Source organism: Agrobacterium sp. fls2-241-TYG-188a (assembly GCF_030209845.1).
Window position 1 is genome coordinate 559156 of sequence record NZ_JARVRD010000003.1, and the last position, 26018, is coordinate 585173.

Here is a 26018-nt window from a genome sequence, read left to right on the forward strand (position 1 = left end):
AATCCTGTCTATTGGACAACCGATGCCATAATGCGCTTTTCCGCCGCTCCACTGCATACAGGTTACCGCCAGCTGGCTTTGAGTACCGATTTTCACAAAATGTTAACCATAAAATAACCCGGCGAAGGCACCATGACGGTTCAAAGAAGCAGCGTCAGATGCCAATATTCGCTTATTTCAAGAGACATAAGCGATCTGCGTGTTTGTCCCTGGCAGTCATTAAACCGGATTCGGATACGAACAAGCATGGTCATTCACAGCCCCGCAGAACGTCTTTCGACGTGGCGGAAGGCAGCCGCCCTGCTGCTGGCCTGCACAGTGCTGTGTCCAACGGACAGTTTCGCACAGTCCACTGGCCCGCAGGCAACAACGGGTGGAGCCCGGCCCCTGACCAGCGCCGATCCTTTCCCGGATCGGAACGACCTTTCCGTCATCGACCCGGATAGTGTCAGCCGTAAGCCGGTTACGCCCACCAGCCCTGCCGCGACAGATGCGGTAGCGACCGGCAGCCTGCGCAGCACGACCACTCTCAATGAGGATATTTCCTCGCCTGCCGATGAAGCGACGGCTGCTTACGAGGATCCGCAAAATCCCTATGAGCCGACCGTCGATGGTGGCGAGAATGTTGTCGTCAATGACCCGACCCTGACGCCGGGCATTCGCATCGGCACATTGACGCTTCGCCCCTCCATCAGCCAGACCCTCAACCATGAAGCCAAGAAATTCCCGGGTGGGTCGAGCGACCGCAATTTTCTCACAACGGGAATTCGCGGCACGCTGACGAGCGATTGGTCCCGCCACGCTTTAACAGTGACCGGTGAAGGCGCCTATCAGCGCAATCTGGGCGGCAGCAGTGCGGGTGAGGAACCGAGCGCCAATATTGCAGCCGATCTGCGCCTTGATCTCGGTGATGGCACACAGGCCAATCTGACCGCAGGCTACGCCTTCAGCCGTGAAGATACCAGCGATCCGAACGCAGTTTCGGGAGCCTCGGTCCAGGGCGGCGAACATATCTTTACCGGCGGCGCTTCGATTGAGCGTAATGTCGGAATATTGAAGGCGCTTGCGGCGCTGGAACTGTCGCGGACCGTCTATACGGATGCGAAAGGCATCAACGGCCAGTCCATCAGCCTTGCCGACCGCGACCGTTATGGGGCGGGCCTGCGCGGGCGTATCGGATATGAACTGTCCCCTGCCCTCATACCTTTTCTTGAGGCCACGGCTGCCTTGACCAATTACGATCAGACCCGTGACAACAGCGGCTACGAGCGCTCCTCCCAGACCTACGGCATCAAGGCCGGCACGCAGCTCGATCTCGGCGAAAAGCTGAAGGGTGAAGCCGCCATAGGTTATCTGCGCCGGGGATATGATGACAGCAGGCTGTCCGCCATCGACGCCTTGTCTCTCGACGGCACGCTTGTCTGGTCGCCGCAGCGCGGTACGGATGTCAATCTTGGCCTGCGCACCACCATCGAGGATTTTGCGGGCGGCGCGAGGGGTGGCTGGGTTTCGCGCGAATTGACGATGGGTCTGACACAGCAGTTGCGCAGCGATCTCGTTGCCCGGCTGACAGCGGGGCTTGAGCGCCGGTCCTATCTGACATCCGCCATCGAGGATCAGACCAAATATTCTGCGGGCGCAGGTTTGACCTGGGGCATCAACCGTTATCTCGATCTGACCACGGATATTAGCTACGAGACGACACCGGCGACAGACGACAGCACCTGGCGGATCGGTGCTGGCCTGACATTGAAGCGTTGAAACGAAAATCCCGGCGCAAGGCCGGGATTTCCAGTTCAGTCATTGCTGCCGAAGGTTACTTCAAGCGGTTGACCAGCGCTTTGAGAGGCTCTTCGATGGACGGACGGATATCCGCACGTTCCAGCGCGAATGCGAGGTTGGCAAGAATGAAACCATCCTTGGCGCCACAATCGAAGGTCTCGCCGTTGAAGCGATAACCGGCAAATTCCTGGCTCTTGGCCAGCGCCAACATGCCATCGGTCAGCTGGATTTCGTTGCCAGCGCCGCGTTCCTGATTTTCGAGAATGCCGAAAATCTCAGGCTGCAGGATGTAGCGACCATTGATGTAATAGTTGGATGGCGCTGTTCCCTTGGCAGGCTTTTCGACCATTTCAGTGATCTTGAAGCCTTCGCCGACCGTTTCACCAACGCCGACGATGCCATATTTATGGGCCTGGTCGGGTTCGCATTCCTGAACGGCGATCACGTTGCCGCCGGTCTGGTCGTAAAGATCGACCATGCCCTTGAGGCAGCTTTTCTGCGAATGCATGATCATGTCGGGCAAGAGAACCGCAAAGGGCTCGTCGCCGACGATATCGCGGGCGCACCATACCGCATGGCCGAGACCGAGGGGCACCTGCTGGCGGGTAAAGCTTGCGGTACCGGCCTTCGGCAGAAGGCCTGCAAGCAAGGTGAGCTCGGCATTCTTGTTGCGCTCGCGCAACATCTGCTCCAGTTCGAACTGAATGTCGAAGTAATCTTCGATCACGGCCTTCCCGCGACCCGTCACGAACACGAAATGCTCGATACCGGCCTCGGCGGCTTCATCCACCACATACTGGATGACCGGCTTGTCGACCACGGTCAGCATTTCCTTCGGAACCGCCTTTGTTGCAGGCAGGAAACGCGTTCCAAGACCCGCGACCGGGAAAACAGCTTTCCGAATTTTCTTCTTTTCTACCACACATTCCTCCTGAGAGACTCAACTGGATCAAAAACCACGCACGACTTTGTTATCCTAAAAGTGGCAAACTTTTGTAAAGAGTGCTGTTACCTTTGGTTAATGGTAAAGAATTTGTTGACCTTGAGTTGGTATTACATCGTGAAGCCCGATGCGTATCTCGCAATCGAAATGAAATTCGATAAAACGGAAGACTGCCGATGAAAAAGCTGATCCTTTCCCACGTCCGTAAATTTGGCTGCATGGCCTTTGCAGCAGCAACAATTGCGCTGGCGCCAGCCTCCGCCCATGCTGACGCAGGTTTCAGACAATGGATCAACCAGTTCTATGCGACCGCCGCAAAAGAGGGCATCAGCAAATCGACCTATCAAAAGGCATTTGCCGGCGTGACCGAGCCAGATCCGGACGCCCTTCGCAAGGCGACGTTCCAGCCTGAGTTCACCACAAAGATCTGGGACTATGTCGATAGCCGCGTGAACCCCTATACCGTTCGCATCGGCCAGGAAATGAAGATGAAACATGCCACCACGCTCAACTGGATCGAGCGGAACTTCAAGGTGGACAAACACATCATTCTGGCCATCTGGTCCATGGAATCCAACTACGGGGCCGTGCTGGAAAAGCCGGAGCGTTTGCACAACATTCCGCAGGCGCTGGCGACCCTTGCCTATTCCGATCCCAAGCGTGGGAAATTTGCCAGGACACAGTTGATCGCCGCATTGAAAATCCTGCAGGCAGGTGACGTCACGCCACGGCAGTTGACCGGCTCCTGGGCAGGTGCCATGGGCCACACGCAGTTCATTCCCACGAGCTACCTTCTTTATGCGGTAGACGCGGACGGCAATGGCAAGCGCGACATCTGGCACTCTATCCCCGATGCTCTGGCAACGGCTGCAAATCTTCTGGCCAAGAATGGTTGGGAGCCGGGCCGGACCTGGGGTTATGAAACCGCCGTTCCCAATGGCGGCGCCCGCTATGAGGGCCAGACCAAATCCATGGCTGAATGGCAGAAACTCGGCTTTGCGCGTCCAAACGGCAAGGGCTTCCCGCGCGGTTCCGACCGCGCCATGCTGAAGATGCAGGGCGGCGCGAACGGCCCCGGCTTCCTGATGACGAAGAACTTCTTCACCATCAAGAAATACAATGCCTCGGACAGCTACGCGCTCGCAGTCGGCCTTCTGGCAGACGAAATTGCCGGTTATGGCGGAATGCAGCAATCCTGGCCGCGCCCGGAAAATACGCTCGACATCAAGGAAAAATTCGAGCTGCAGACCCGCATGAAGGAACTCGGCTATTATGATGGCGAGGTCGACGGCAATTTCGGCTCTGGATCAAAGGCTGCCATCAGCGCCATCCAGCGGCGAATGGGCATGGAAAATGATGGCGAACCGTCTCGCAAGCTGCTGCGCGCATTGCGCAATTGACAGGACCCGCGGGCGGGAACAAAGTTAGAAAATAATAATAAACCGTCCGGGAGGTTCACGCCGTGGTGAACAGAATGATTGGCGACAGATCTGGCAAGGAGGCTCGCACCTCCTTGCGCAAAGACAAGCCGCAATCATGCGGCATGGCCCCTGTATCGACGGGGATGTCGCCATGTTTTTCACGCACGCTCGCCACCCTTGCAAGGCGTGGTGGCGTGCTCCTTCTTTCAGTTGCCATTTGCCTTCCCGCCATGACGTCTCATGCCGAAGCGCAGGAGCCGCGGGAACGACGGAACCTGCTGGAAATGCTGTTTGGCGGACCAAATCTGCGCAATGATCGCCTCTACGCGCCGCAGCGCCGTGAACAGAGAATGCGCAGACCACCACCGCAATCGCCATCACGCGAAAACAGGGCCGTGGTGCGCCCTTCGGCACCCCGCAAGACACCTTCCGTCGTGCAGATGAGAACCACGCCACCCGCGCCTGTCGAAAAGCTGGAGAATGCGCGGCGGGTTCTGGTCATCGGTGATTTTCTCGCAGGCGGCATGGGTGAGGCTCTGGTCTCCACATTCGAGACATCGCCCGCCATCGCGGTGGACGTGCGCTCGAACGGATCGTCAGGCCTTGTGCGTACCGATTATTACGACTGGTTTTCCACCCTGCCGCAGTTTCTCAAGGAAACATCGCCCGCGACGATCGTCATCATGATGGGATCGAACGACCGTCAGCAGATGGTGATTGGCGATACCAAGGAGAAATACGGCACGGAAGCCTGGCTCCGGGAATATGAGAAGCGCATCGACGCGCTGATTGCCATAGCCAAACGCAGCCAGGTGCCGGTTTTGTGGGTTGGCCTGCCAGCCTTCCAGTCCCCGTCCCTCACAGCCGATTTTGTTGCATTCAACCGCCTATACCGCAGCCATATAGAAAAGGCAGGCGGCGAATTCGTCGATGTATGGGACGGATTTGTAGACGAGGGCGGCAAATTCGTGACGACAGGCTACGACGTCAACGGCCAGCAGGCGCGTCTGCGCGAGGCCGACGGCATCGGCATGACGCAGGCAGGCAAGCAGAAGCTCGCCTTCTATGTCGAGAAATTCGTACGCCGCCATCTCGATGGCGCAAGCCCTGACCTGACGACACTCGATGGCAGCAACCTGCCAGCCCTCACCTCTCTGCCGGCCCTTGGCATCGACGCCCAACAGGTCCGCACCCAGCCGATCAGCCTGACCGACCCGGATCTGGATGGCGGCGACGTACTGCTAGGAGATAAGCCCGCGCCTCGCCTTTCTGTCACCGAATCCCCCCGTGAGAAGCTGACAAAACGAGGCCTTATGGATGACGCCCCGCTTGGCCGCGTGGACGATTACAGAATGCCAGCACTTGGCGAAACGGCAGCGAAGTAGACCGACGTCATCGTGAACGGCAACGCCATTCCCCTACGTGTACCCCCCAACCCAGCGCTGCTGATCCGTTGAGATCTGACCGCAAAGCTCACCGCCATCGTGACTGGCCATAGTCGACGCCCTGATGGATGAGCGTCTGCCGCGGAATTGTCCGGGGCGAAAAAACGGCTGAAGCTTACGGCTGGCCCGAAGCTGTCATTGCAGGAAATAGGTCTGAGATGGAGTGGCTAGCAGACTGCGGGCCTTGGATTTTGCATTGGCCAAACCGGCAGCCGGGCGGCGGCCTTTGCCGCCACCCGACGAAAGACTTAACCCATCAAACGCAAACGTGCATTTTCAAAAGCGTAGCCTTCATCATCGCGGGGACGGCGCGACAGCTCCTGAAAACCCAGGCCCATGTAGAAAGCCATGGCCTGCCGGTTGTCGGTGTAAACCTCTAGCTCCAACCTCCCTTTAAGGCTCAGGGCGTGAGCGATAAGCTGACGTCCGATACCGAGACCCTGCCGGTCGGGAGAAATGAAAATCCCCCCGACGAACGTATCGAGCAGGCTGATGAACCCGCAGGGTTGATGGTCTATGCACGCGACCCACGTCTCGGCATTGGGCAAATACCGATCTTCAATCAGCACTCGTTGCTTATGCAAGCGCTGTTCACCGATAAAAGGATGGGCCAACAAAGAGGCATCGAGCCAGATGCGCGACAGCTTTTTCAAATCGCTGTCCGGCGTATAGGGCCGGATGACAACGTCATGACTTTTCATGATAACTCCGAAGAATAAATATGCGAAGTGGTCCGGCAACCAGGTGCTGGTGCCGGGTGAAGCCGCTTTCTGCGGTCGGAATCACAAGCCTCTGCGCATCAATCTCCTGCCGTTTTTCGGCTTTTAGGACGCATCCGGCACATGGTCAATGACGCCATTTATGTCGGGAGCTGACCTGGATATTCCCGTCTGAAACGCCAAAGCCGGCTCCGCGCCATCATAACGGCTGTACCACCCCCGTTTGCCGTTTCTGAAAGCGATCATCGATCATGAAAGACTTTGTTCGCTTTTGCGGCAGAAAGCTGCGACTTCTAGATAATGCGTTCCGGCATTAAGTCAGGTCGTGGAGGTCTTTGCCCAGAGCCCGACCCAATTGCCACTCGCTAAATCTAACCTCCAGGCCTGCACGTTCGGGAGTGCAGCACATTGGGCCAACGAGATAATGATCCGCTTCCGGGAATGGGCAGAGGCGGACAAGTGGCCAAGTCTTCCCATCGTTCGAAGCCTGTATTCTCAAAACGCCGCTCTGGACGGTCACCCTTATCCAGAAATCTGATGGGTTGCCGTCATATCGCCCGGTTGCCCAGTCGGAGTTTCCATTCGTCAGCACACTGCCGAGCAAGCCATATCCATCCGAGAATTCAATCCCGGTCTTGACCCACCGTCTTTCGTCGAGCCGGACCATGAGGCCAGCCTGATCGTAAAGATGCTCGAAATGCGCCTGGACACGAACCTGGGCGGTGAAATCACGATCAGCCCGGAACGCGTAGAAATGGCCGCTGTCGCGCACAAAGCCATAATGTGTCTCACGCCAAAAATCCGTGTTGGCGTCAGTCTTTACGGAAAGCTCGACATCAGAAGCCTTTGCTTGCGTGGGCTCATTAAGCCACTTTCCATCTCTCAGACTCTGCAAGGGCGTCTCCTATGACAATTGGCAGACCTGCTTAGCCGCTTCTCGCGAGTAGCAGTGTTCCTAGAGAAACCAATTGCTGCCAACAGGCAAGGTCTGACAAGCGTCTTCCACCTGCAGGCTTCCTTGCGGACATTCTGGTCGCTCACGAAAATCAGAAGAACCGACAGACAGCTCGCGGCTCCGTCAAGGACAATGCATCGATTGTAGCTTGCTCGGCCAGTTCGGAATGACCCTTCAAGGCGGGTCAGCACATCGCGTCCCATCACTGCGTCGAAAACGGCTCAGCAACAAAAAAGCCTCCGATGGGTAGAACCTCGGAGGCTTCTTATTTTCAATCGCTGGGCCTTAACGCGGCAGAAGCGTCTCGCCCATGAGCGCTTCATCAATCGCGCGGGCGGCTTGGCGGCCTTCGCGGATGGCCCAGACGACGAGGGACTGGCCGCGGCGAACGTCGCCGGCTACCCAGAGCTTGTCGACCGAGGTCTTGTAGTCGCGATCATTGGCGACGACGTTGGTGGAGCCGCGGCGGTCTGTGTTGAGCGTCAGCTTGCCGTCCAGTTCCTTCAGAACGCTGTCTGTGAACGGGCCGGAGAAGCCGATGGCGATGAAGGCGAGATCGGCCTTGATGATGAACTCCGTGCCGGCAATCGGCTTGCGGCGCTCATCCACCTGGCAGCACTTCACACCGGTCAGCACACCGTCTTCGTCACCAACGAATTCCAGCGTTGCGACCTGGAATTCACGCACGGCGCCTTCGGCCTGCGACGAGGAGGTGCGCATCTTGGTTGCCCAGTAGGGCCAGACGGCGAGCTTGTCTTCCTTCTCAGGTGGCATCGGGCGAATGTCGAGCTGGGTGACCTTCACCGCGCCCTGACGGAATGCCGTGCCGACGCAGTCAGACGCCGTATCGCCACCGCCAACGACGACGACATGCTTGCCACCCGCCAGGATCGGATCGGACGGCCAGCCGACGCTGTCGATGTTTTCACGGCCGACGCGGCGGTTCTGCTGCACGAGGTACGGCATGGCATCATGAACGCCATGGAAATCCGTGCCGCCGATACCAGCCGGACGCGGTGTTTCCGAGCCGCCGCAATACAGCACGGCATCATGCTCAGCCGTCAGCGTTTCAACGGTGACATCCACGCCGACATTGACGCCGTAATGGAAGGTCACGCCCTCGCCCTTGATCTGCTCGACGCGGCGATCGATGAAGTTCTTCTCCATCTTGAAATCGGGAATACCATAGCGCAGCAGACCGCCAGCCTTGGATTCACGCTCATAAACATGGACTTCATGGCCAGCACGGCCAAGCTGCTGGGCAGCAGCCAGACCCGATGGGCCGGAACCGATGATCGCGACCTTTTTGCCGGTGTGGACGGTGGCAGGCTTCGGCACGATGAAGCCAAGCTCGTAGGCCTTGTCGGCAATGGCCTGCTCGACCGTCTTGATCGCAACCGGAGCATCTTCCAGGTTCAGCGTGCAGGCTTCCTCGCACGGTGCGGGACAGACACGGCCGGTGAATTCCGGGAAGTTGTTGGTAGAATGGAGGTTGCGGATCGCCTCTTCCCAGTTGTTGTTATAGACCAGATCGTTCCAGTCGGGGATCTGGTTATGAACCGGGCAGCCGGTCGGGCCGTGGCAATAGGGAATGCCACAGTCCATGCAACGCGCAGCCTGCTTCTGCACTTCCGGGTCCGACATGGGAATGGTGAATTCCCGGAAATGGCGAATACGATCCGACGCCGGCTGATACTTGCCAACCTGACGATCTATTTCCAGAAAACCTGTAACCTTGCCCATGCTTCAGTTCCTTCTGCGGCGCTATCGCAGCCAATTTTCAACTTTCAATCCCGGAACCCGGGAAAACTCTTTCTCATTATCCGTCACGACCACCGCATCGAGCGCGAGCGCGTGGGCGGCAATCAGCATGTCCATCTGGCCGATCAACTGACCCTGCTTCTGCAAGGTGCTGCGTATCTCGGCGTAGTGCATATCCGCAGGCGATGCCCAAGGTGCTATCTCGAAGTCTGCCAGAACCTGCTCAACCAGCATTTCCAGCCGCCGTGAACCGCGGTTGCGACATCCAAATCGAAGTTCTGCCGCCACAATGATGCTCGTCCCCAAGTCCCCAATCGCAAGTTCCGCCGTGCGTTGGCCCACCTTCTCTTCAGGAGATCGGATCAGGTTGGAGATGATGTTCGTGTCGTACAAATACCTCATTCTGGAAAATCGATGTCCACAGGCTCCGGTGGGTAGTCCTCAATTTCAGGCATCTGGTCCTCTTCAGAAAGCGGCTCAAGTGTGCGCAGCCACGCCACCAAACCCGCAGGAGAGCGAGGCGTCCTCACCGGATGAACAAGCAGATCACCATTTTCATTCATGCTGATTTCCACCTGATCCGCTTCGAACTCGAATTCCTTGGGAATTCGAATGGCTCGGCTTCTCCCATTGTTGAAGACCTGCGCAATCTTGACGACATTCATGACCGCCTCCATCCTGTGATATGACAAAGCATATCACAGGATTTGTCGAACCCCAACTCACTCCGCCGCCACGCCCATGCGCATCCGTTCCATTTCCTCAAGCGCACGGCGGTACTCGACCGGCATGACCTTGCGGAATTTCGGACGGAACTCGCTCCAGCGGTCAAGAATGTCCTTGGCGCGGTTGGAGTTGGTGTAGTGGAAGTGGTTGGAGATCATCTGGTAGAGGCGCTCCTCGTCGTGGCGCGTCATGTCACCGGAAACGTCTACACGTCCCTTGTGCATGAGATCGCCACCGTGATGGTGCAGCTTTTCCAGCATGTCGTCTTCTTCCGGCACCGGCTCCAGCTCAACCATGGCCATGTTGCAGCGCTTGGCGAAGTCGCCCTTCTCATCGAGAACATAGGCGACGCCGCCAGACATGCCGGCTGCGAAGTTGCGTCCGGTTTCACCCAGAACAACAACGATACCACCCGTCATGTATTCGCAGCCATGGTCACCCACACCTTCGACAACAGCAAGGGCGCCGGAGTTGCGCACTGCAAAGCGTTCACCCGCGACACCACGGAAATAGCACTCGCCGGTGATGGCACCATAGAGCACCGTGTTGCCAACGATGATCGAATTTTCGGCGACGATGCGGGCATTTTCCGGAGGACGCACGATGATGCGGCCACCCGAGAGACCCTTGCCGACATAGTCATTGCCATCGCCCACCAGATCGAAGGTGATGCCGCGTGCAAGGAACGCGCCGAAGGACTGGCCAGCCGTGCCGCGCAGCAGCACGTGGATGGTGTCGTCCTTCAGGCCCTTATGGCCCCAACGCTTGGCAAGCGCGCCCGAAAGCATGGCACCGGCGGAACGGTCGACGTTCTTGATCGGCACTTCGAAAACCACGGGTTCGCGGTTTTCAAGCGATGGCATGGACTTCTCGATCAGCTTGCGGTCGAGAATGTCGTCGATCGGGTGCTTCTGGCGCTCGGTCCAGTAGGTCGCTTCCTTCGGCGCATCGACCTTGTGGAAGATGCGGCTGAAATCGAGACCCTTGGCCTTCCAGTGGGCCAGCATCTCATCCTTCTCCAGCAGTTCGGAAGCGCCGATGATCTCATCCAGCTTGGACACGCCAAGCGAAGCGAGGATTTCGCGCACTTCTTCGGCCACGAAGAAGAAGTAGTTGATGACATGTTCCGGCGTGCCCTTGAAGCGCTTGCGCAGAACCGGGTCCTGCGTGGCAACACCCACTGGGCAGGTGTTGAGGTGGCACTTGCGCATCATGATGCAGCCAGCCGCAATCAACGGAGCCGTCGCAAAGCCGAACTCGTCGGCGCCCAAGAGAGCACCGATGATGACGTCGCGGCCCGTCTTCAAGCCGCCATCCACCTGCAGCGCGATGCGCGAACGAAGGCCGTTCATGACAAGCGTCTGCTGTGTTTCGGCAAGACCGATTTCCCATGGGGAACCGGCATGCTTGAGCGAGGTGAGCGGAGACGCACCCGTGCCGCCGTCAAAACCTGACACGGTGATATGGTCTGCGCGCGCCTTGGCAACACCGGCGGCAACCGTGCCGACGCCCACTTCAGACACGAGCTTGACGGAAACATCCGCTTCCGGATTGACGTTCTTCAGGTCGTAGATCAGCTGCGCCAGATCTTCGATGGAATAGATATCGTGGTGCGGAGGTGGCGAAATGAGGCCAACGCCCGGTGTGGAGTGGCGGGTCTTGGCAACCGTTGCATCCACCTTGTGACCAGGCAGCTGACCGCCTTCACCGGGCTTTGCACCCTGCGCGACCTTGATCTGCAGCATATCGGCATTGACGAGATATTCCGTCGTCACACCGAAGCGGCCAGAGGCAATCTGCTTGATGGCAGAGCGTTCCGGGTTGGCCTGGCCGTTCATCAACGGCAGGTAACGGTCGGACTCTTCGCCGCCTTCACCCGTGTTGGACTTGCCGCCAATACGGTTCATGGCAATGGCCAGCGTGGTGTGCGCTTCACGGCTGATGGAGCCGAAGGACATGGCGCCGGTGGAGAAACGCTTGACGATGTCAACCGCAGGCTCGACCTCATCGACGGAGATCGGCTTGCGGCCGAGTGCCTCGGCGGACTTCACCTTGAACAGGCCGCGAATGGTGTTCATGCGCAGATTGGTGTCGTTGACCATTTCCGCGAATTCGCGATACCGCTCCTGGCTGTTGCCGCGCACGGCGTGCTGCAGGGTGGCAACGGCATCCGGGCTCCATGCGTGGCTTTCGCCGCGCATGCGGTAGGCATATTCACCACCAATATCCAGCGTGCTGGCGAGGATCGGGTCTTTTCCGAATGCGTCGGTGTGGCGCGATACGGTTTCCTCGGCAATTTCGGTCAGGCCAACGCCTTCGATCTGCGTGGCGGTGCCGAAGAAATACTGCTCGACGAATTCCGACGACAGGCCGATGGCATCGAAAATCTGCGCGCCGCAATAGGACTGGTAAGTGGAAATGCCCATCTTGGACATGACCTTGAGAATGCCCTTACCCACCGCCTTGATGTAGCGATAAACGACTTCCTCCTCGGACACTTCCTTTGGAAATGCATTGTGCTTGTGCATGTCCAGAAGCGTATCGAAGGCGAGATAGGGATTGATGGCTTCGGCACCATAACCTGCCAGAAGGCAGAAATGGTGGACTTCGCGCGGCTCGCCGGTTTCGACCACGAGGCCGACCGAGGTGCGCAGACCCTTGCGGATCAGGTGATGGTGGACGGCAGCCGTTGCCAGAAGCGCTGGAATGGCGATGCGGTCCGGTCCGATCTGACGGTCCGACAGCACGATGATGTTGTAGCCGCCGCGAACAGCGGATTCCGCACGCTCGCACAGGCGGTCGAGCATTTCAGGCATGCCTTCGGCACCGCGCTCCACATCATAGGTGAAGTCGAGCGTCTTCGTGTCGAAACGGTCTTCCGTATGGCCGATGGAGCGGATCTTCTCCAGATCGCCATTGGTCAGGATCGGCTGGCGCACTTCCAGACGCTTGGCGCGGGCTGCACCCTCGTGGTCCAGAATATTCGGACGCGGGCCGATGAAGGAGACAAGGCTCATCACCAGCTCTTCGCGGATCGGGTCGATCGGCGGGTTGGTAACCTGCGCGAAGTTCTGCTTGAAATAGGTGTAAAGCAGCTTCGACTTGGACGACATGGCCGAAATCGGCGTATCCGTGCCCATCGAACCGATGGCTTCCTGACCGGTGGTCGCCATCGGAGACATCAGAAGCTTGGTGTCTTCGCTGGTGTAACCAAAGGCCTGCTGACGGTCGAGCAGCGACACGTCGCGACGCAGCGCGCGCGGCTCGACGGGCTTCAGATCTTCGAGGATCAGCTGGGTGCGATCCAGCCATGTACGGTAAGGATGCTTGGCGGCAAGCTCGTGCTTGACGTCCTCGTCGGAGACGATCGAGCCCTTTTCCATGTCGATGAGCAGCATCTTGCCGGGCTGCAAACGCCACTTCTTGATGATGCGCTCTTCCGGCACCGGCAATGTGCCAGCCTCGGACGCCATGATGATGCGGTCGTCGTCGGTAACCAGATAGCGGGCCGGACGCAGGCCGTTACGGTCAAGCGTTGCACCGATCTGCTTGCCATCGGTAAAGGCAACGGCAGCCGGGCCATCCCATGGCTCCATGAGCGCGGCGTGATATTCGTAGAATGCCTTGCGCTCCGGCGACATCGACTGGTTGCCAGCCCAGGCCTCGGGGATGAGCATCATGACAGCATGGGCCATGGAGTAGCCGCCGCGCACGAGGAATTCGAGCGCGTTGTCGAAGCATGCAGTATCCGACTGTCCTTCGTAGGAAATCGGCCAGAGCTTGGAAATGTCTTCGCCGAACAGCGGCGAGGCAACAGAGGCCTGACGCGCCGCCATCCAGTTGACGTTGCCGCGCAGCGTGTTGATTTCGCCGTTATGGGCAACCATGCGGTATGGGTGCGCCAGCTTCCAGGATGGGAAGGTGTTGGTCGAGAAACGCTGGTGAACCAGTGCCACGGCGCTTTCAAAACGCGGGTCGGCCAGGTCCTTATAATAGGCACCAACCTGATAGGCCAGGAACATGCCCTTGTAGACGATGGTCGAGGAGGACAGCGAAACCGGATAGAATTCCTGGGATTCCTTGCCGCCACCTTCATTATAGATGCGGTTGGAAATGACCTTGCGGATCAGGAACAGCTGGCGCTCGAAATCGGCGTTGGTTGCGGCATCACGGCCAGCGCCGATGAAGACCTGCACGTGGTGCGGCTCTGTGGCAGCGATATCCGGCGCCTTCGACAGCGAGGAATTATCAACAGGCACATCACGGAAACCGAGGAACTGCTGACCCTCTTCCGCGATGACATCGATGATGACCTTCTTGAAATGCTCGATCCGCTCGGCAACGCGCGGCATGAACATGTGTCCGACGGCATATTCGCCAGCCTTGGGCAGGGTGACGCCCTGAAGCGCCATTTCCTCGCGGAAGAAACGGTCGGGGATCTGCACCAGAATGCCAGCACCATCGCCCATCAGCGGATCGGCACCGACAGCACCGCGGTGCGTCAGGTTTTCCAGAATGAACAGGCCGTCCTTGACGATCTGGTGAGACTTCTGACCCTTCATATGCGCGACGAAGCCGACGCCGCAGGCATCATGCTCGTTGCGCGGATCATAAAGACCCTGCTTTTCCGGCAGGCCGCCGATTGTCGCGCGCACGTCAGCCTTGGCCTCGACGCTGGTCGGACAGTCATTGGTAGCGGCAGCGGTGGCGTGTTCGCCTTCCAGCTTGATCGTCATGTTTCATCCCTCCTGCAACAGGTTGCATGGCTTCACGCAGAGAGGCGGATGCTCTGCCTTGCCCCGATTTCTGGATAAAGGCTTCGCATCCGCTTGTCAATTTAGGACAGCATTGCTGTCTCAATTCCGATTGGATTTTGACAGAAACCTCGACACTCCGCAAGTCCACCCTAACAAATTATAAACCCGGCAAATGACGGTTAATGTCTCACGTGCCGATTTACGCGCAATTTTCTTCCATGAGAGCAGCGAAAATATTGCTTTCATTGCCAGATTTGCGTTCCCGAAAATAAGCCCATAAATAGACGATCATCTGGCAAGGCCAGCCCGGCATAGATTGTCAACTCATCGAAAGTGCAGACCCATGTTTTTTGCTTCCGACAATTGGGCAGGTGCCCACCCGGCCATCAATGAGCGCTTGATGAAGGAATCCACCCGTTTTGCTGCCGCCTATGGCACGAGCGAACTGGACCGGGCGATCGAGAAGCGCTTCAACGAGATTTTTGAGCGCGACGTCGCGGTTTTCTTCGTCGGCACCGGCACCGCTGCCAATTCGCTGGCATTGGCAAGCGTGGCACGACCCGGCGGCATCGCCTTCTGTCATTCTGAAGCGCATGTGATCGAGGATGAGTGCGGCGCACCGGTCTATTTTTCCAACGCGTCCCGCCTGATGCCGGTCGCTGGCCCCAACGGCAAGATGCTGCCGAAGAACCTCGAAGCCGCCATTGGCCGCTTTCCTCCGGGCTCCATCCATCAGGGCCAGCCCATGCTGGTGACGCTGACGCAGGCGACAGAACAAGGCACGGTTTACGAACTCGATGAGATCGATGCCATATCGAAAATCGCGAAGAATGCGGGCGTTCCCCTGCACATGGACGGCGCGCGCTTTGGCAATGCCTTGATGGCGCTTGGCACAACGCCTGCCGAAATGACATGGAAGCGCGGCGTCGATATTCTCTCCTTCGGCGCCACCAAGAACGGTTGCTGGTGCGCGGAAGCCATCGTCTATATGGATCCAAAAATGGCAGAAGACCTGCCCTTCATCCGCAAGCGGTCTGCCCAGCTTTTCTCCAAGACCCGCTTCATGGCAGCCCAGTTCGATGCCTATTTCAAGGACAATCTGTGGCTGGAACTTGCAGCACACGCCAATGCCATGGCGACGCGTCTGCGCGATGGCCTCTCTGCTTCCAACAGTGCACGTCTGGCCTGGCCGACACAATCCAACGAGCTCTTCGTTGTGCTGGACAAGGCAAAGGCAAAGGCCGCAAAGGATGCCGGTGCAAGCTTCTATGACTGGCCCGTTCCCCACGACATGAATGAGAAAGTGGGCGAGAACGAACAGCTCATCCGCCTCGTCACAAGCTTTGCCACGCTTGAAACGGATGTCGATGAATTCCTGCGGATCTGCGGGGCGCCATAATCCTGTCTTTCCGTCATACCGGACTTGATCCGGCATGACGGATGGAAAAGCTCACACAACACTGCCCGGCACCATGCCTTTCGCCATGACCAGCCGGGACAGTGCCTCGACCAGTTCTGCATCCGCACCCTTTCGCGGCTGGAGCACGAATTCAACATCCTCGAGCACAGGCAAAGCGCCCCGGGGCAGCTCACGCAGACCCGACGGCGCCATGCTGCGGGGTTGAACCAGAACGCCCATGCCTGCCCGCGCGGCGGCAGTCAGGCCGCTGAGGCTTGCACAGGTGCAGACGATCCGCCACGCTACACCGGCTCGGTCCAGCGCTTCTTGCGCCGCCTTACGGGTAATGCTGGGTGGTGGAAAGGCGATCAGCGGCACTGCCTGCTCACGCGAGATGATCGCGTCAGGGTCCTTCGCCAACCAGACCAGCGGTTCGCGATACAGGAAATGGCCCAGCTGATCGCCCAGACGCCTCTTGGCCAGCACCACGTCCAGTTCACCATTGTCCTGCATCTCGTAAAGCGCACCGCTGAGCGCCACCGTCAGTTCCAAATCCACCAGCGGATAAAGCCGGGTAAATTCCTCCAGAATGACGGTGAGACGGCTGGCGACGAAATCCTCTGAAACGCCCAGCCGCAGACGTCCGCGCAGCTTGCTCTCGCCGAACAGCGCCGCAACCTTGTTGTTGATATCGAGCATGGAACGCGCATAGCCCAGCAGCGCTTCACCCTCGGGCGTCAGTCGCACGCGGTGCGTATCGCGTGCGATCAACCGCTGCCCAAGCGACGTTTCCAGACGCTGGATGTGCTGGCTGAGCGTAGACTGGCCAATGCCGAGGCGGGTTGCGGCTGCGGTAAAGCTCATGGTCTGCTCCAGCGTTACGAAGCTGGCAAGATGTTGCAAGTTCAGCATGGTTATCCTGAAAGGTGATAACTGTTAGTTTTTGCATCTGATTTCATGATGAGCGATAGTGCCGAAATATTCAATGAGATCCCATGAAAGAAAGCATGTCTCCATGAGCCGCTTCCTGCCCGACCGTTTCACCATGATGCTTGTCGCCACCGTCATCATCGCCTCGCTGCTGCCGGTAAGCGGCGAGTTGGCGGATTGTTTCGGCATCGCGACCAAATGCGCCATCGCCCTGCTGTTTTTCCTGCACGGGGCAAGACTATCGCGCGACGTGGTCATTGCGGGCGTTCTGCACTGGCGGCTGCATCTGGTCATCCTGCTTGTGACCTTCGGCCTGTTCCCGCTGCTCGGTGTTGCCCTGGGCTATATTCCGCAGGAAATTCTGCCGGCGCCGCTCTATATGGGCGTTCTCTTTCTTTGCGTTCTGCCATCCACGGTGCAGTCTTCCATTGCCTTTACGTCGATGGCAGGCGGCAATGTTCCCGCCGCCGTCTGTGCGGCATCGGCGTCGAACATCCTTGGCATGTTTCTCACCCCGGTGCTGGTCGGCTTCCTGTTAACCGTCGGCGGCCATGGCGGTGGATTTTCTCTCGATGCCTTCCTGCAGATTTTCCTGCAGCTTCTCCTGCCCTTCATTCTGGGCCAGCTGTTGCAGCCATGGATCGGAGACTGGATCCGCGCACGCAAAAGCCTTCTGGCACCCGTCGATCGTGGCTCCATCCTGATGGTGGTCTACCTAGCCTTCAGCGAGGCGGTGGTCGAAGGCATCTGGAACCAGTTTACCCTTCGCGATATCGGCGTGGTCATTGGCATCGATATCCTGCTGCTCGCCACCGTCCTAGTCATCACCATGTTCGGAAGTCGGCTGGTTGGTTTCAAGAAGGAGGACGAGATCACCATCACCTTCTGCGGCTCCAAGAAGAGCCTGGCCAGCGGCGTGCCCATGGCGGGCGCCATCTTCGCGGGGCAGAGCATCGGGGCAATGGTTCTGCCGCTGATGCTGTTTCACCAGATACAGCTGATGGCCTGCGCCGTGATTGCGCAGCGCTATGCGCGCAAGACGCAGGCAGATGAAAAGGCAAAGGCCGTAACGAAAGCCAAGCCCGAGGAAACGGCAACACCTGCAGAAGCCGTCGTCCTGCCCGAACAAACAAAAACGGCCCTGCAGTGAGGGCCGCTTCGTTGGTTTTTCAAGACGGGGTTACGCCTTAGTTGACCTGAGCAGGCGTGACCTGAGCCTCGATCTGCTTTGGCGCATCGGCAATGTCAGAAACAATCGCGATGCGGCGCGGCTTCATGGCTTCGGGAATGTTGCGCAGAAGATCGATGTGCAACAGGCCGTTCTTGAGCGATGCATTCTGCACCTCTACGTGATCGGCAAGCTGGAAGCGGCGCTCAAAGGCGCGCTTGGCGATGCCGCGATAGAGGAATTCGCCTTCGCTCTCCTTGTTTTCATCAGCCTTTTCCGCCTTCACGGTCAGCACATTGGCGCGCGATTCGATGCTGAGTTCACTTTCATCGAAACCGGCAACGGCCATGGTGATGCGGTAAGCGTTTTCACCCGTGCGTTCGATATTATAGGGCGGATAGGCCTGGGCCTGCTCAGGCTGACCAATGCCATCGAGCATGGAAAAAAGGCGGTCGAAACCGACCGTGGAGCGGTAGAGTGGGGAAAAATCAACGTGACGCATGGTGTCCTCCTGTGAGCGACTGTTTGCGGTTAGGGCCCTCGCCCCTGATGGCGACGAGTGACCGGAAACGGCCCCGTTCTGGCGACCGTGATCATGAGATGGGAAGGCATTTGCACAAGTTCAAGAGTTTTGGTGGCCGGGAATTTCGCTGAACGAAATGTGAATGACAGGTTCTGAAATCATTCAGTTTCGCAGCGATAGACATGACCTCATCGGAGGCAATCTCCGGCGGCAGAAGTGTAACGTCCCTTCTTCTTCTGTCATATTCGCCGGAACCGCGACTGCTAAGACCGACGGTTCCGGCAATTTTTCCTTTGACGTCCCCGGACGCGCCACTTATCCCGTTATGGAAAACATCTTCAGTGCCCAGCCGGAAATCCTTCATGACCGAAGCCATATTGCACGCGACCAAGGGCAACCCCGTGCCCGAAAACCATATCGCAGGCTATTTCACCGGTCACAAAAACAAGAAGCTGCGCTACGCCATCTTCCGCTCCGGGCAATCGATTGCCCGAGGCACCATCGTGCTTGTGCATGGCAGGAACGAGTGCATCGAGAAATATTTCGAGACCATCAATGACCTGACCGCCAGAGGCTTCTGGGTCGCGACCTTCGATACGCGCGGCCAGGGAGGCTCAGAAAGATTGCTGAAAAAGGCGCATGCGGGTTATGTGCGGCGCTTTTCAGACTACCAGAAGGATATTTCGCTGTTTCTCGAACAGGTTGTCCTGCCCGATACGCGCCTGCCCTTCTTCATGCTGGCACATTCCACCGGCGGACTGGCCGCGCTGGCAATGGCCCCTTCCCTGTCCAACAGGATCGACCGCATGGTGCTGAGCGCACCGTTCATTACCCTCTCCGGGCAATCCATGCCGGGCTGGTTCATAAGAACCGTTGCCACGGCGCTGACCCTTACGGGCCTTGGAGGCGTGCAACTGGGCAAGGACCAGCGCGAACGCTCCTTCGATGACAACCCTCTGACATCAGATCCGGACCGATTCGCCCGCAACGTCGCCATCGGAACGCAACACCCGGAGCTGTTTATCGGTGCGCCAACGGCCCGCTGGCTTTTTGAAGTGCTGAAAACGATGCCGCGCGTGACAAGACAGGATCACCTGACCAATGTCACAGTGCCAACGCTTCTTCTGGCACCAATGCGCGACAGGCTGACGCCCTACGCCGCACAGGAGGAGTTGTCTCGCAATTTCCGCGCCGCACAACTCATCCCCATCACCGGCGCCCGCCACGAAGTTCTGCTGGAGCGCGACGTCTACCGCGATCAGGCACTGGCAGCGATAGACGCCTTCTTCGCGCCCGGGGAGTAGCGAACGGCAGGGGTGTCTGCACACCCGCGCCGCATCACCTGTCTCTCTTATTCCATACCCAGAGCAGCCATATAGGTCTGCAGGATCGTCTCTTCCTCGATGCGCTCATTGGCGTCCTTCTTGCGAAGACGAATGATCGTGCGAATGGCCTTCGTGTCGTAACCGCGGCCCTTGGCTTCGCCCATGACGTCCTTGATATCGCCGGAAATCGCAGCTTTTTCTTCTTCCAGTCGCTCAATACGCTCGATGAACTGACGAAGTTCGGCGGCGGCTACGGTTTCTGTTGTGGCTGTATCGTCCATTATCTTTCCTTCAGACGTCGGGCACTCTCATGCGGAGGCACTTGATAGAAACTCGTTGGGGGCGCCAGGCAAAAGCCTGGCAACGGCCCGATTTTTTTCAGGATGGTGAACTGCCCGTCCACGGCTCCGGCGTCAAGCCGTTTCCTTGCACGAGGGCCTATTCGTGGGGCTTGTTCTTGTCGAATGAGGCTTTCTGGATATCCGTTGCCTCGGCTTGGTGCAGCGTCTTCCACTCTTCATAGGGCATTCCATAGACCATCTCGCGGGCGGCGTCCTTGGAGATGTCATGTCCGGCCTCTCTTGCCGCATCCGCATACCAGTTGGAAAGGCAGTTGCGGCAAAAACCGGCAAGGTTCATCAGGTCGATGTTCTGGACATCGCTGCGCTCTCGCAAATGCTTGAGAAGCCTGCGAAATGCCGCCGCCTCGAGTTCTGTGTTGCTGATATCGTCAAGGTCGCTCATGCTGCTCTCCGCTCAGTAGGGTCCAGTCCGCGAAGCGAACGTCTGATACTCATGCAGGGTGGGATCATCGTTCATTGCGGCAAAAATGGGAGCGAGGCGCTCTGCCCAGGCGGCAATCCCCGCTTCGTCGGCAATCAAATCCTGCCGCACCTCCAAAAGAGCGTGCGCGATACCCTTGACCATGCAGTGACGATACATGGTGTCACCCTTCAGCGCCCCGTCATAGGGCTCGTTGTCACCCACCATTATATCGCCCGCTGCGTTCAACTTCGCAATCAGAGGGGTTACGGCACGGTGGTCCGTATCCCACAGCACCGCAGCGTGCCATGGCCGGGCAAACGCTTTCCAGAAAGGTGTGTAAGAGTGAAGGGAAAAGACAAGTGGCGCCTTGCCCGTCTGCCTGCCAACCCTTCCCAGCACGCCATCCACCGCGTTGTGATAGGGACGGTGAAAGCTATTGAGGCGCAGATCCCACTCTTCCTGCGTGATGTCTCGATTTCCGGGAATGATCGCCCCGTCCGAAATCTTCATGATGAGTGTCGGGTCATCCTCGCCGCGATTGGGATCGATCAGCAGGCGCGAAAAGCGGCTCATGACCGCAGGTACGCTGAGCCTTGACGCCAGGTTTCGTATCAGCCCCTCCACCCCGATATCGAAGGCGATATGTCTCTTGAATGCAGTCTGCGGCAAACCAAGATCGCCATAGCCTGCCGGCAGGAGGTTGGTGGCGTGATCGGCAAGCAGAACCATGCCTTTGTCATAATCACCTTCTATGATTTCGTAGGGCTGAAAGTCTGACATCTTCGATTTTCTTGGAGACTGAAAGGGAGAGACGCTTGATGGCATGGCTGACCGCTACGCGCAAGTTGACAGGGCCATACGAGCGCCGCCAGCACCCCGGGAAAGCTCCTACACAGTATAATCGATTGAACTTGCGTTGACTTTCTTGGGCGTCCGCGCCAAGAAGTGTTTTCATTTATAACCATGGAATCCGGATGGAAGCCGTGACACAGACAATCTCCGCTCTCCTTGAAAAATATCGGCGTGCAGTCCGTTTCTTCTGCGCAGCCGCCCTCTTCGGAACACCGCTTCTTCTTGCAGAACCGGCACTGGCGGATTTCCGTGTCTGCAACAGCACGCAAAATCTCGTCGGCGTGGCCATTGGCTATCGGGCCCAGGAAGGCTGGGTCAGCGAGGGCTGGTGGCAGGTTCCGGCCTCCACATGCGCCACCTTGATCGAAGGTGAGCTGCAATCACGCTATTATTATCTCTACGCCGAAGACGCTGCCCGCGGCGGCAGATGGACTGGCGACGTCAACATGTGCGTCGCGGAAAACGAGTTCAAGATCAACGGCGTAGACGATTGTTATGCCCGTAGTTTCCAGAGAATGGGTTTCAAGGAATACGATACGGGTCGACAGGGAAGCTGGATGGTCCAGCTTTCGGACACGCCAGGCACACAGGAAAGTCAGAACTGATGAAGCGTAATCGCAAAGTCAAAATCCTTGCAACTCTCGGCCCAGCATCTTCCGATGAGGCAATGATCGAGAAGCTGCATCTGGCCGGCGCCGATCTGTTCCGCATCAATATGAGCCACGCCAGCCACGATCTGATGCGCACGCTGATTGAGCGTATCCGCTCCGTGGAACGCCGTGTCGGCCGCCCGATCGGTATTCTGGCCGACCTGCAGGGACCCAAGCTGCGCGTTGGCAAATTTGCCGATACCAAGGTCGATCTCGTCGCCGGTCAGACCTTCACACTCGACAGCAACGAAGCGCTTGGCGACAACAACCGCGTCTTCCTGCCCCATCCCGAAATTCTCGAAGCGGTAAAGCCGGGCGACCGCCTGCTGATCGATGACGGCAAGCTGCACCTGCGCGCTGAACAATGCGACGGCAAGAGCATTGTGACAACCGTCGTTTCGGGCACCAAGATCTCTGACCGCAAGGGCATCAGCCTTCCCGATACGCTTCTGGGCGTCGGCGTGCTGACCGACAAAGACCGCGTCGACCTCGACGCCGTTCTCGCCACCGATGACGTCGACTGGGTGGCTCTGTCCTTCGTGCAGCGGCCGGAAGACCTTGTGGAAGTTCGCAAGATCGCCGGTGGCCGCGTTGGCCTCATGTCCAAGATCGAAAAGCCGCAGGCTATCGAACGCATCGAGGAAATCATCGAGCTTTCGGACGCGCTGATGGTTGCCCGTGGTGACCTCGGCGTTGAAATGCCGCTCGAAGCCGTCCCCGGCATTCAAAAGCAGTTGACCCGCGCGTGTCGCCGTGCCGGCAAGCCGGTTGTGGTTGCCACCCAGATGCTGGAATCGATGATTTCTGCGGCGGTTCCGACCCGTGCAGAAGTGTCCGACGTGGCTACCGCCGTTTTCGAAGGCGCCGATGCCATCATGCTGTCTGCCGAGTCCGCCTCCGGCGATTATCCGGTCGAAGCCGTCTCCACCATGGCCTCTATCGCCAGCACCGTGGAACAGGACCCGCATTACTCCAGCATCATCTACGCGCAGCGCGCCCAGCCGGAAGCAACCGGTGCCGACGCGATCTCGCTGGCTGCCCGCCAGATTGCCGAAACGCTCGGCCTGTCTGCCATCGTTACCTACACCTCCTCCGGCACGACCGGCCTGCGCGCCGCACGTGAGCGCCCGCAGGTTCCGATCATCGCACTCTCGCCCATCATCCAGACGGCACGCCGCCTGTCGGTCGTATGGGGCCTGCACTGCGTCGTGACCGGTGATGCCAGCGACCTGGACGACATGGTCAATCGCGCCTGCCGGATCGTTGTCGATGAAGGTTTCGGCAAGCCCGGCGACCGCATCATCATCTCGGCCGGTGTGCCGCTGGGAACGCCCGGCGCAACGAACATGGTCCGCATCGCCTATATCGGCTCCGACGGCCAGAGCGGCGTCTGAGGCCTCGGATGCGTCAGACAATATCTGGCGAGAACAGACAAAAAGGGGCGCAGCAACCGCTGCGCCCCTTTTTTGATTCTGGCGTTTTGAAGTTACGCTTGAAAATCAGTTGGACTGATAAGCAGCAATAACGATCGCGACCTGAGCATTGCTCATGGCTTGAAGTTGCGCTGATGAAAACGCAGCGATATTTTCGCTCGACAGACCACTCAGAGCCGCCGTTGCAATACCAGAAACAACCTTGCGGTTGATCGCGGCAATCTCTGACGTCGTGAAGCTGCTGAGTTCGCTTGAATCAAGAGTAGCGATCTGGCTGGATCTCAGCCCGGCGATCTGGACGTCGGTCAGCGCTTCGATGCTTTCAGCGCTCAGAGCTTGAAACTGATTCGCTGAGAGCGCCGACAATTGCCTCGATGTCATGGCGCTGACCTTTGTCGAGTCCAGGCCTGCAAGTGCGTCAGTGGAAAGGCCGGAAATCTGGGTGGCGGCCAGCGCCGAGAACTGCTGCGGCGTCAAAGAAGCAAATTGGCTCGACGTCAAAGCCGACATCTGCTTGGCAGTCAGGGACGAAATCTGCGACGTCGTCATGGACGAGAACAGATCGTCAGCCATTCCTGCAATCGCAGACGTGGACAGGCCTGAAATAGCCGACCGAGAAATGGCCGCGATCTCTTCGGCACTGAAGCTGTTGATTTCCGCAGAGGACAGCGTCGCCATCTTTTTCGCGTCAAGCGCAGCGATCTGGCCCGTCGTCAGTGCCGCGATACCATCGGCGCTTAGTGCGTCGAACTGTAGGGTAGACAAGGCCTTGATCTTCTTGGAAGAAAAGGCCGCAAGATCGTCTCCATCGAGGCTTGCCAAGGCCGCCGTAGACAGGCCGGAAACCTGCGACTGCGATAGCCCTGCGAATTGTGCCGGGGTCAGGGCAGCCAGCTGATCTGACGTGAGCGCCCTGATCTGTACACCTGACAGAGCGGACATTTGGCCCGAGGTCAGCGATGCGATACGGTCGGGTGTCACGCCAGCCAGAGCGACAGTGTTGAGCGCGGCGATTGCGGATTTCCCCAGGACAGCAAATTCCTCTGGCGTAAACAGGTTCAGCTCATCTGCCGAAAGTGTTGCAGCTTGTCGCGCGTTCAACCCTGCAACCTGCGTCGTCGTCAGGCTTTCGATGCCGCTTGTCGTCAATGCCTGGAATTGCACGCTGGAGAGTGCTCCAACCTGTTTCATCGTCAGCGATGCGATCTGGTCGGGTTCGAGATTGGCGATGACAGTGGTGGACAGACCAGCGATCTGTTTTGAAGACATGGCGGCAAACTGGCCAGGCTCCAGCGCCTTCAACTGATCCGAATTGAGAACCCCAAGCTGCGCAGATGACAGAGCGGCGACCTGCGATGCAGACAAAGCGGAGATCTTGTTCGTTGCGAGACCCGCAAGTGCTGTTGTCGTCAGACCCGCAAGTGCTGCCTTCGTCAGCGAACCGATTTCTTCATTTGTGAATGTATTCAACTCGGCCGCACTCAACGTCGCAGCCTGCGCCGATTTCATCCCTGAAATCTGGGTTGTCGTGAGACTTTCCAGACTTGCGGACGACAATGCCTCGAATTGTGTCGTTGAAAACGCCCCGACTTGTCTGCTGGTCATGGAGGCCAGCTGACTGCTGCCAAGGGTCGCGATGACATCGGTCTTCAAGCCCGCAATGTGCTTTGTCGTGAGTGCGGAGAACTGCTCCGGCGACAATGCCGCAAGCTGGGACGAACTTAAGGCCTGCATCTGACCTGTGGTCAGCCGTGAAATTTGCGATGTCGTCAGTGCAGTGATTTTATTGGTCGCCAATCCGGCCAAAGCATCGGTCGTTAGGCTTCCCATTGCGGTGCGACCGATCGAGCCGATTTCCTCCGCCGTAAAGCTGTTGAGCTCCGCCGCCGAAAGAGTAGCGACTTGAGCGCCGGACATGGCCGAGACCTGACTACTGTTCAGTGCTTCAATCGCAGTAGCAGAAAAGCCCTCAAGCTGGCTGGCATAGAGGGCCTTGACCTGGGAAGTGGTAAAACCCGAAACCTGTGTGGTCCCAAGAGCCGACAATTGCGACAGCGTCAACCCTTTGACGGAGTTGGCGGCAAAAGCACTAACGACAGTATTGCTCAGAGTGGACAGCACGCCTGTATTGAGGGCGGCAATCTGCGAGGAGGTGAACGCACGGACCTGCGTCGATTTCAACTCCTCAAGGTCGCCCTTGGTCAACGACGCAATGGTAGACGTCTCAAGCCGGGAAATCTGCCTGGTCGGAAGAGAAGCAATCGAAGTCATAAGCGTGCGACACCATCAGGACAAAGAGATGTTCCATAAAGGCGGGAATTGACATTGCCTGACGTGATGAAAGCGGCAAGCAAAGCTTAAGTCAATTCTAGACACCCAAGCAACGGCGTGAAGCGATTGCGGATATGCAAACATCATTTTACAGGGGACATGGCTCGCGAGAACCGGCGCAATGCAAAGAGCT

At 58.1% G+C, this 26018-nt stretch carries 21 protein-coding genes; 8 read left to right on the forward strand and 13 right to left on the reverse strand.

Going from position 1 to position 26018, the window contains the following annotated elements; genetic code table 11:
- Positions 1-246 precede the first annotated feature (246 nt).
- Positions 247-1761: a surface lipoprotein assembly modifier gene (locus tag QRN85_RS16665; RefSeq protein WP_284759391.1), complete on the forward strand. Its 1515-nt coding sequence runs from the start codon at positions 247-249 to the stop codon at positions 1759-1761.
- A gap of 55 nt (positions 1762-1816) precedes the next feature.
- Here QRN85_RS16665 and galU read toward each other — a convergent pair whose 3' ends face one another.
- Positions 1817-2704, reverse strand: a complete 888-nt coding sequence (gene galU, locus QRN85_RS16670; RefSeq protein WP_062584490.1) for a UTP--glucose-1-phosphate uridylyltransferase GalU — start codon at positions 2702-2704, stop codon at positions 1817-1819.
- Between the two features lie 197 nt (positions 2705-2901).
- Between galU and QRN85_RS16675 the strand changes: the two genes are divergently transcribed.
- Complete coding sequence (locus tag QRN85_RS16675; protein WP_062584488.1) at positions 2902-4125, forward strand: lytic murein transglycosylase; 1224 nt, start codon at positions 2902-2904, stop codon at positions 4123-4125.
- 164 nt (positions 4126-4289) lie between these two features.
- A complete protein-coding gene (locus QRN85_RS16680; RefSeq protein WP_284759607.1) occupies positions 4290-5531 on the forward strand; it encodes an SGNH/GDSL hydrolase family protein in 1242 nt (413 codons plus the stop codon).
- Between the two features lie 308 nt (positions 5532-5839).
- Here the strand turns inward: QRN85_RS16680 and QRN85_RS16685 are convergent, their stop codons facing one another.
- The 6 genes from QRN85_RS16685 to gltB form a co-directional block, all read right to left on the reverse strand.
- Positions 5840-6292: a GNAT family N-acetyltransferase gene (locus QRN85_RS16685; protein WP_284759392.1), complete on the reverse strand. Its 453-nt coding sequence runs from the start codon at positions 6290-6292 to the stop codon at positions 5840-5842.
- Positions 6293-6623: 331 nt separating this feature from the next.
- Positions 6624-7205 (reverse strand): DUF1349 domain-containing protein, encoded by a 582-nt coding sequence (locus QRN85_RS16690; protein ID WP_284759393.1) that lies wholly within the window; start codon positions 7203-7205, stop codon positions 6624-6626.
- 345 nt (positions 7206-7550) lie between these two features.
- The gene (locus QRN85_RS16695) at positions 7551-9008 is read right to left on the reverse strand and encodes a glutamate synthase subunit beta (RefSeq protein ID WP_113093562.1); all 1458 of its coding nucleotides are present in this window, start codon (positions 9006-9008) and stop codon (positions 7551-7553) included.
- 21 nt (positions 9009-9029) lie between these two features.
- Positions 9030-9428, reverse strand: a complete 399-nt coding sequence (locus QRN85_RS16700) for a type II toxin-antitoxin system VapC family toxin (RefSeq protein ID WP_284759395.1) — start codon at positions 9426-9428, stop codon at positions 9030-9032.
- On the reverse strand, positions 9425-9691 hold the full coding sequence (locus QRN85_RS16705; RefSeq protein WP_103586646.1) for an antitoxin: 267 nt from the start codon (positions 9689-9691) through the stop codon (positions 9425-9427). Before QRN85_RS16705 ends, QRN85_RS16700 begins: the two co-directional genes overlap by 4 nt.
- Before the next feature lie 57 nt (positions 9692-9748).
- Positions 9749-14488: a glutamate synthase large subunit gene (gene gltB / locus QRN85_RS16710; RefSeq protein ID WP_284759398.1), complete on the reverse strand. Its 4740-nt coding sequence runs from the start codon at positions 14486-14488 to the stop codon at positions 9749-9751.
- 364 nt (positions 14489-14852) lie between these two features.
- Here gltB and QRN85_RS16715 point away from each other — a divergent pair, with 364 nt between their 5' ends.
- Positions 14853-15908: a threonine aldolase family protein gene (locus tag QRN85_RS16715; protein WP_113169245.1), complete on the forward strand. Its 1056-nt coding sequence runs from the start codon at positions 14853-14855 to the stop codon at positions 15906-15908.
- A gap of 51 nt (positions 15909-15959) precedes the next feature.
- Here the strand turns inward: QRN85_RS16715 and QRN85_RS16720 are convergent, their stop codons facing one another.
- Positions 15960-16820: a LysR substrate-binding domain-containing protein gene (locus tag QRN85_RS16720; protein WP_284759400.1), complete on the reverse strand. Its 861-nt coding sequence runs from the start codon at positions 16818-16820 to the stop codon at positions 15960-15962.
- 103 nt (positions 16821-16923) lie between these two features.
- Here QRN85_RS16720 and QRN85_RS16725 point away from each other — a divergent pair, with 103 nt between their 5' ends.
- Positions 16924-17988 carry a bile acid:sodium symporter family protein gene (locus QRN85_RS16725; RefSeq protein ID WP_284759608.1) on the forward strand — a complete coding sequence of 355 codons (1065 nt, stop codon included), beginning with the start codon at positions 16924-16926 and terminating at the stop codon, positions 17986-17988.
- A 37-nt stretch (positions 17989-18025) separates the two neighbouring features.
- Here QRN85_RS16725 and QRN85_RS16730 read toward each other — a convergent pair whose 3' ends face one another.
- Positions 18026-18508 carry an Hsp20 family protein gene (locus QRN85_RS16730; protein ID WP_062584470.1) on the reverse strand — a complete coding sequence of 161 codons (483 nt, stop codon included), beginning with the start codon at positions 18506-18508 and terminating at the stop codon, positions 18026-18028.
- 383 nt (positions 18509-18891) lie between these two features.
- On the opposite strand from QRN85_RS16730, the gene QRN85_RS16735 reads away from it, so the two are divergent.
- The gene (locus QRN85_RS16735) at positions 18892-19833 is read left to right on the forward strand and encodes an alpha/beta fold hydrolase (protein ID WP_284759403.1); all 942 of its coding nucleotides are present in this window, start codon (positions 18892-18894) and stop codon (positions 19831-19833) included.
- A gap of 47 nt (positions 19834-19880) precedes the next feature.
- On the opposite strand, the gene QRN85_RS16740 is transcribed toward QRN85_RS16735, so the two are convergent.
- The 3 genes from QRN85_RS16740 to QRN85_RS16750 form a co-directional block, all read right to left on the reverse strand.
- Entirely contained in the window at positions 19881-20138 is a 258-nt protein-coding gene (locus QRN85_RS16740; RefSeq protein WP_112962842.1) for a DUF2312 domain-containing protein, read from the reverse strand.
- 154 nt (positions 20139-20292) lie between these two features.
- Positions 20293-20598, reverse strand: coding sequence for a DUF1244 domain-containing protein (locus tag QRN85_RS16745; RefSeq protein WP_284759404.1), 306 nt, complete (start codon positions 20596-20598; stop codon positions 20293-20295).
- Positions 20599-20610: 12 nt separating this feature from the next.
- Positions 20611-21399, reverse strand: a complete 789-nt coding sequence (locus tag QRN85_RS16750) for an N-formylglutamate amidohydrolase (protein ID WP_284759406.1) — start codon at positions 21397-21399, stop codon at positions 20611-20613.
- Between the two features lie 194 nt (positions 21400-21593).
- Here QRN85_RS16750 and QRN85_RS16755 point away from each other — a divergent pair, with 194 nt between their 5' ends.
- Together QRN85_RS16755 and pyk are read left to right on the forward strand one after the other, a co-directional pair.
- Positions 21594-22076 (forward strand): DUF1036 domain-containing protein, encoded by a 483-nt coding sequence (locus tag QRN85_RS16755; RefSeq protein ID WP_062584458.1) that lies wholly within the window; start codon positions 21594-21596, stop codon positions 22074-22076.
- Entirely contained in the window at positions 22076-23515 is a 1440-nt protein-coding gene (gene pyk / locus QRN85_RS16760; protein ID WP_113219828.1) for a pyruvate kinase, read from the forward strand. The genes QRN85_RS16755 and pyk overlap by 1 nt, the downstream gene beginning before the upstream one ends.
- Before the next feature lie 105 nt (positions 23516-23620).
- Here pyk and QRN85_RS16765 read toward each other — a convergent pair whose 3' ends face one another.
- The gene (locus QRN85_RS16765) at positions 23621-25825 is read right to left on the reverse strand and encodes an ice nucleation-like protein (RefSeq protein ID WP_284759407.1); all 2205 of its coding nucleotides are present in this window, start codon (positions 25823-25825) and stop codon (positions 23621-23623) included.
- Between the last annotated feature and the right edge of the window lie 193 nt (positions 25826-26018).

What these genes read in the sequence shown, in the direction of transcription:
- QRN85_RS16665 (WP_284759391.1), top strand. Translation starts at nt 247, where the DNA reads ATGGTCATTCACAGCCCCGCAGAACGTCTTTCGACGTGGCGGAAGGCA.
- QRN85_RS16675 (WP_062584488.1), top strand. Translation starts at nt 2,902, where the DNA reads ATGAAAAAGCTGATCCTTTCCCACGTCCGTAAATTTGGCTGCATGGCC.
- QRN85_RS16680 (WP_284759607.1), top strand. Translation starts at nt 4,290, where the DNA reads ATGTCGCCATGTTTTTCACGCACGCTCGCCACCCTTGCAAGGCGTGGT.
- QRN85_RS16685 (WP_284759392.1), bottom strand. Translation starts at nt 6,292, where the DNA reads ATGAAAAGTCATGACGTTGTCATCCGGCCCTATACGCCGGACAGCGAT.
- QRN85_RS16695 (WP_113093562.1), bottom strand. Translation starts at nt 9,008, where the DNA reads ATGGGCAAGGTTACAGGTTTTCTGGAAATAGATCGTCAGGTTGGCAAG.
- QRN85_RS16700 (WP_284759395.1), bottom strand. Translation starts at nt 9,428, where the DNA reads ATGAGGTATTTGTACGACACGAACATCATCTCCAACCTGATCCGATCT.
- QRN85_RS16705 (WP_103586646.1), bottom strand. Translation starts at nt 9,691, where the DNA reads ATGAATGTCGTCAAGATTGCGCAGGTCTTCAACAATGGGAGAAGCCGA.
- gltB (WP_284759398.1), bottom strand. Translation starts at nt 14,488, where the DNA reads ATGACGATCAAGCTGGAAGGCGAACACGCCACCGCTGCCGCTACCAAT.
- QRN85_RS16715 (WP_113169245.1), top strand. Translation starts at nt 14,853, where the DNA reads ATGTTTTTTGCTTCCGACAATTGGGCAGGTGCCCACCCGGCCATCAAT.
- QRN85_RS16720 (WP_284759400.1), bottom strand. Translation starts at nt 16,820, where the DNA reads ATGCTGAACTTGCAACATCTTGCCAGCTTCGTAACGCTGGAGCAGACC.
- QRN85_RS16725 (WP_284759608.1), top strand. Translation starts at nt 16,924, where the DNA reads ATGAGCCGCTTCCTGCCCGACCGTTTCACCATGATGCTTGTCGCCACC.
- QRN85_RS16730 (WP_062584470.1), bottom strand. Translation starts at nt 18,508, where the DNA reads ATGCGTCACGTTGATTTTTCCCCACTCTACCGCTCCACGGTCGGTTTC.
- QRN85_RS16735 (WP_284759403.1), top strand. Translation starts at nt 18,892, where the DNA reads ATGACCGAAGCCATATTGCACGCGACCAAGGGCAACCCCGTGCCCGAA.
- QRN85_RS16745 (WP_284759404.1), bottom strand. Translation starts at nt 20,598, where the DNA reads ATGAGCGACCTTGACGATATCAGCAACACAGAACTCGAGGCGGCGGCA.
- QRN85_RS16750 (WP_284759406.1), bottom strand. Translation starts at nt 21,399, where the DNA reads ATGTCAGACTTTCAGCCCTACGAAATCATAGAAGGTGATTATGACAAA.
- QRN85_RS16755 (WP_062584458.1), top strand. Translation starts at nt 21,594, where the DNA reads ATGGAAGCCGTGACACAGACAATCTCCGCTCTCCTTGAAAAATATCGG.
- pyk (WP_113219828.1), top strand. Translation starts at nt 22,076, where the DNA reads ATGAAGCGTAATCGCAAAGTCAAAATCCTTGCAACTCTCGGCCCAGCA.
- QRN85_RS16765 (WP_284759407.1), bottom strand. Translation starts at nt 25,825, where the DNA reads ATGACTTCGATTGCTTCTCTTCCGACCAGGCAGATTTCCCGGCTTGAG.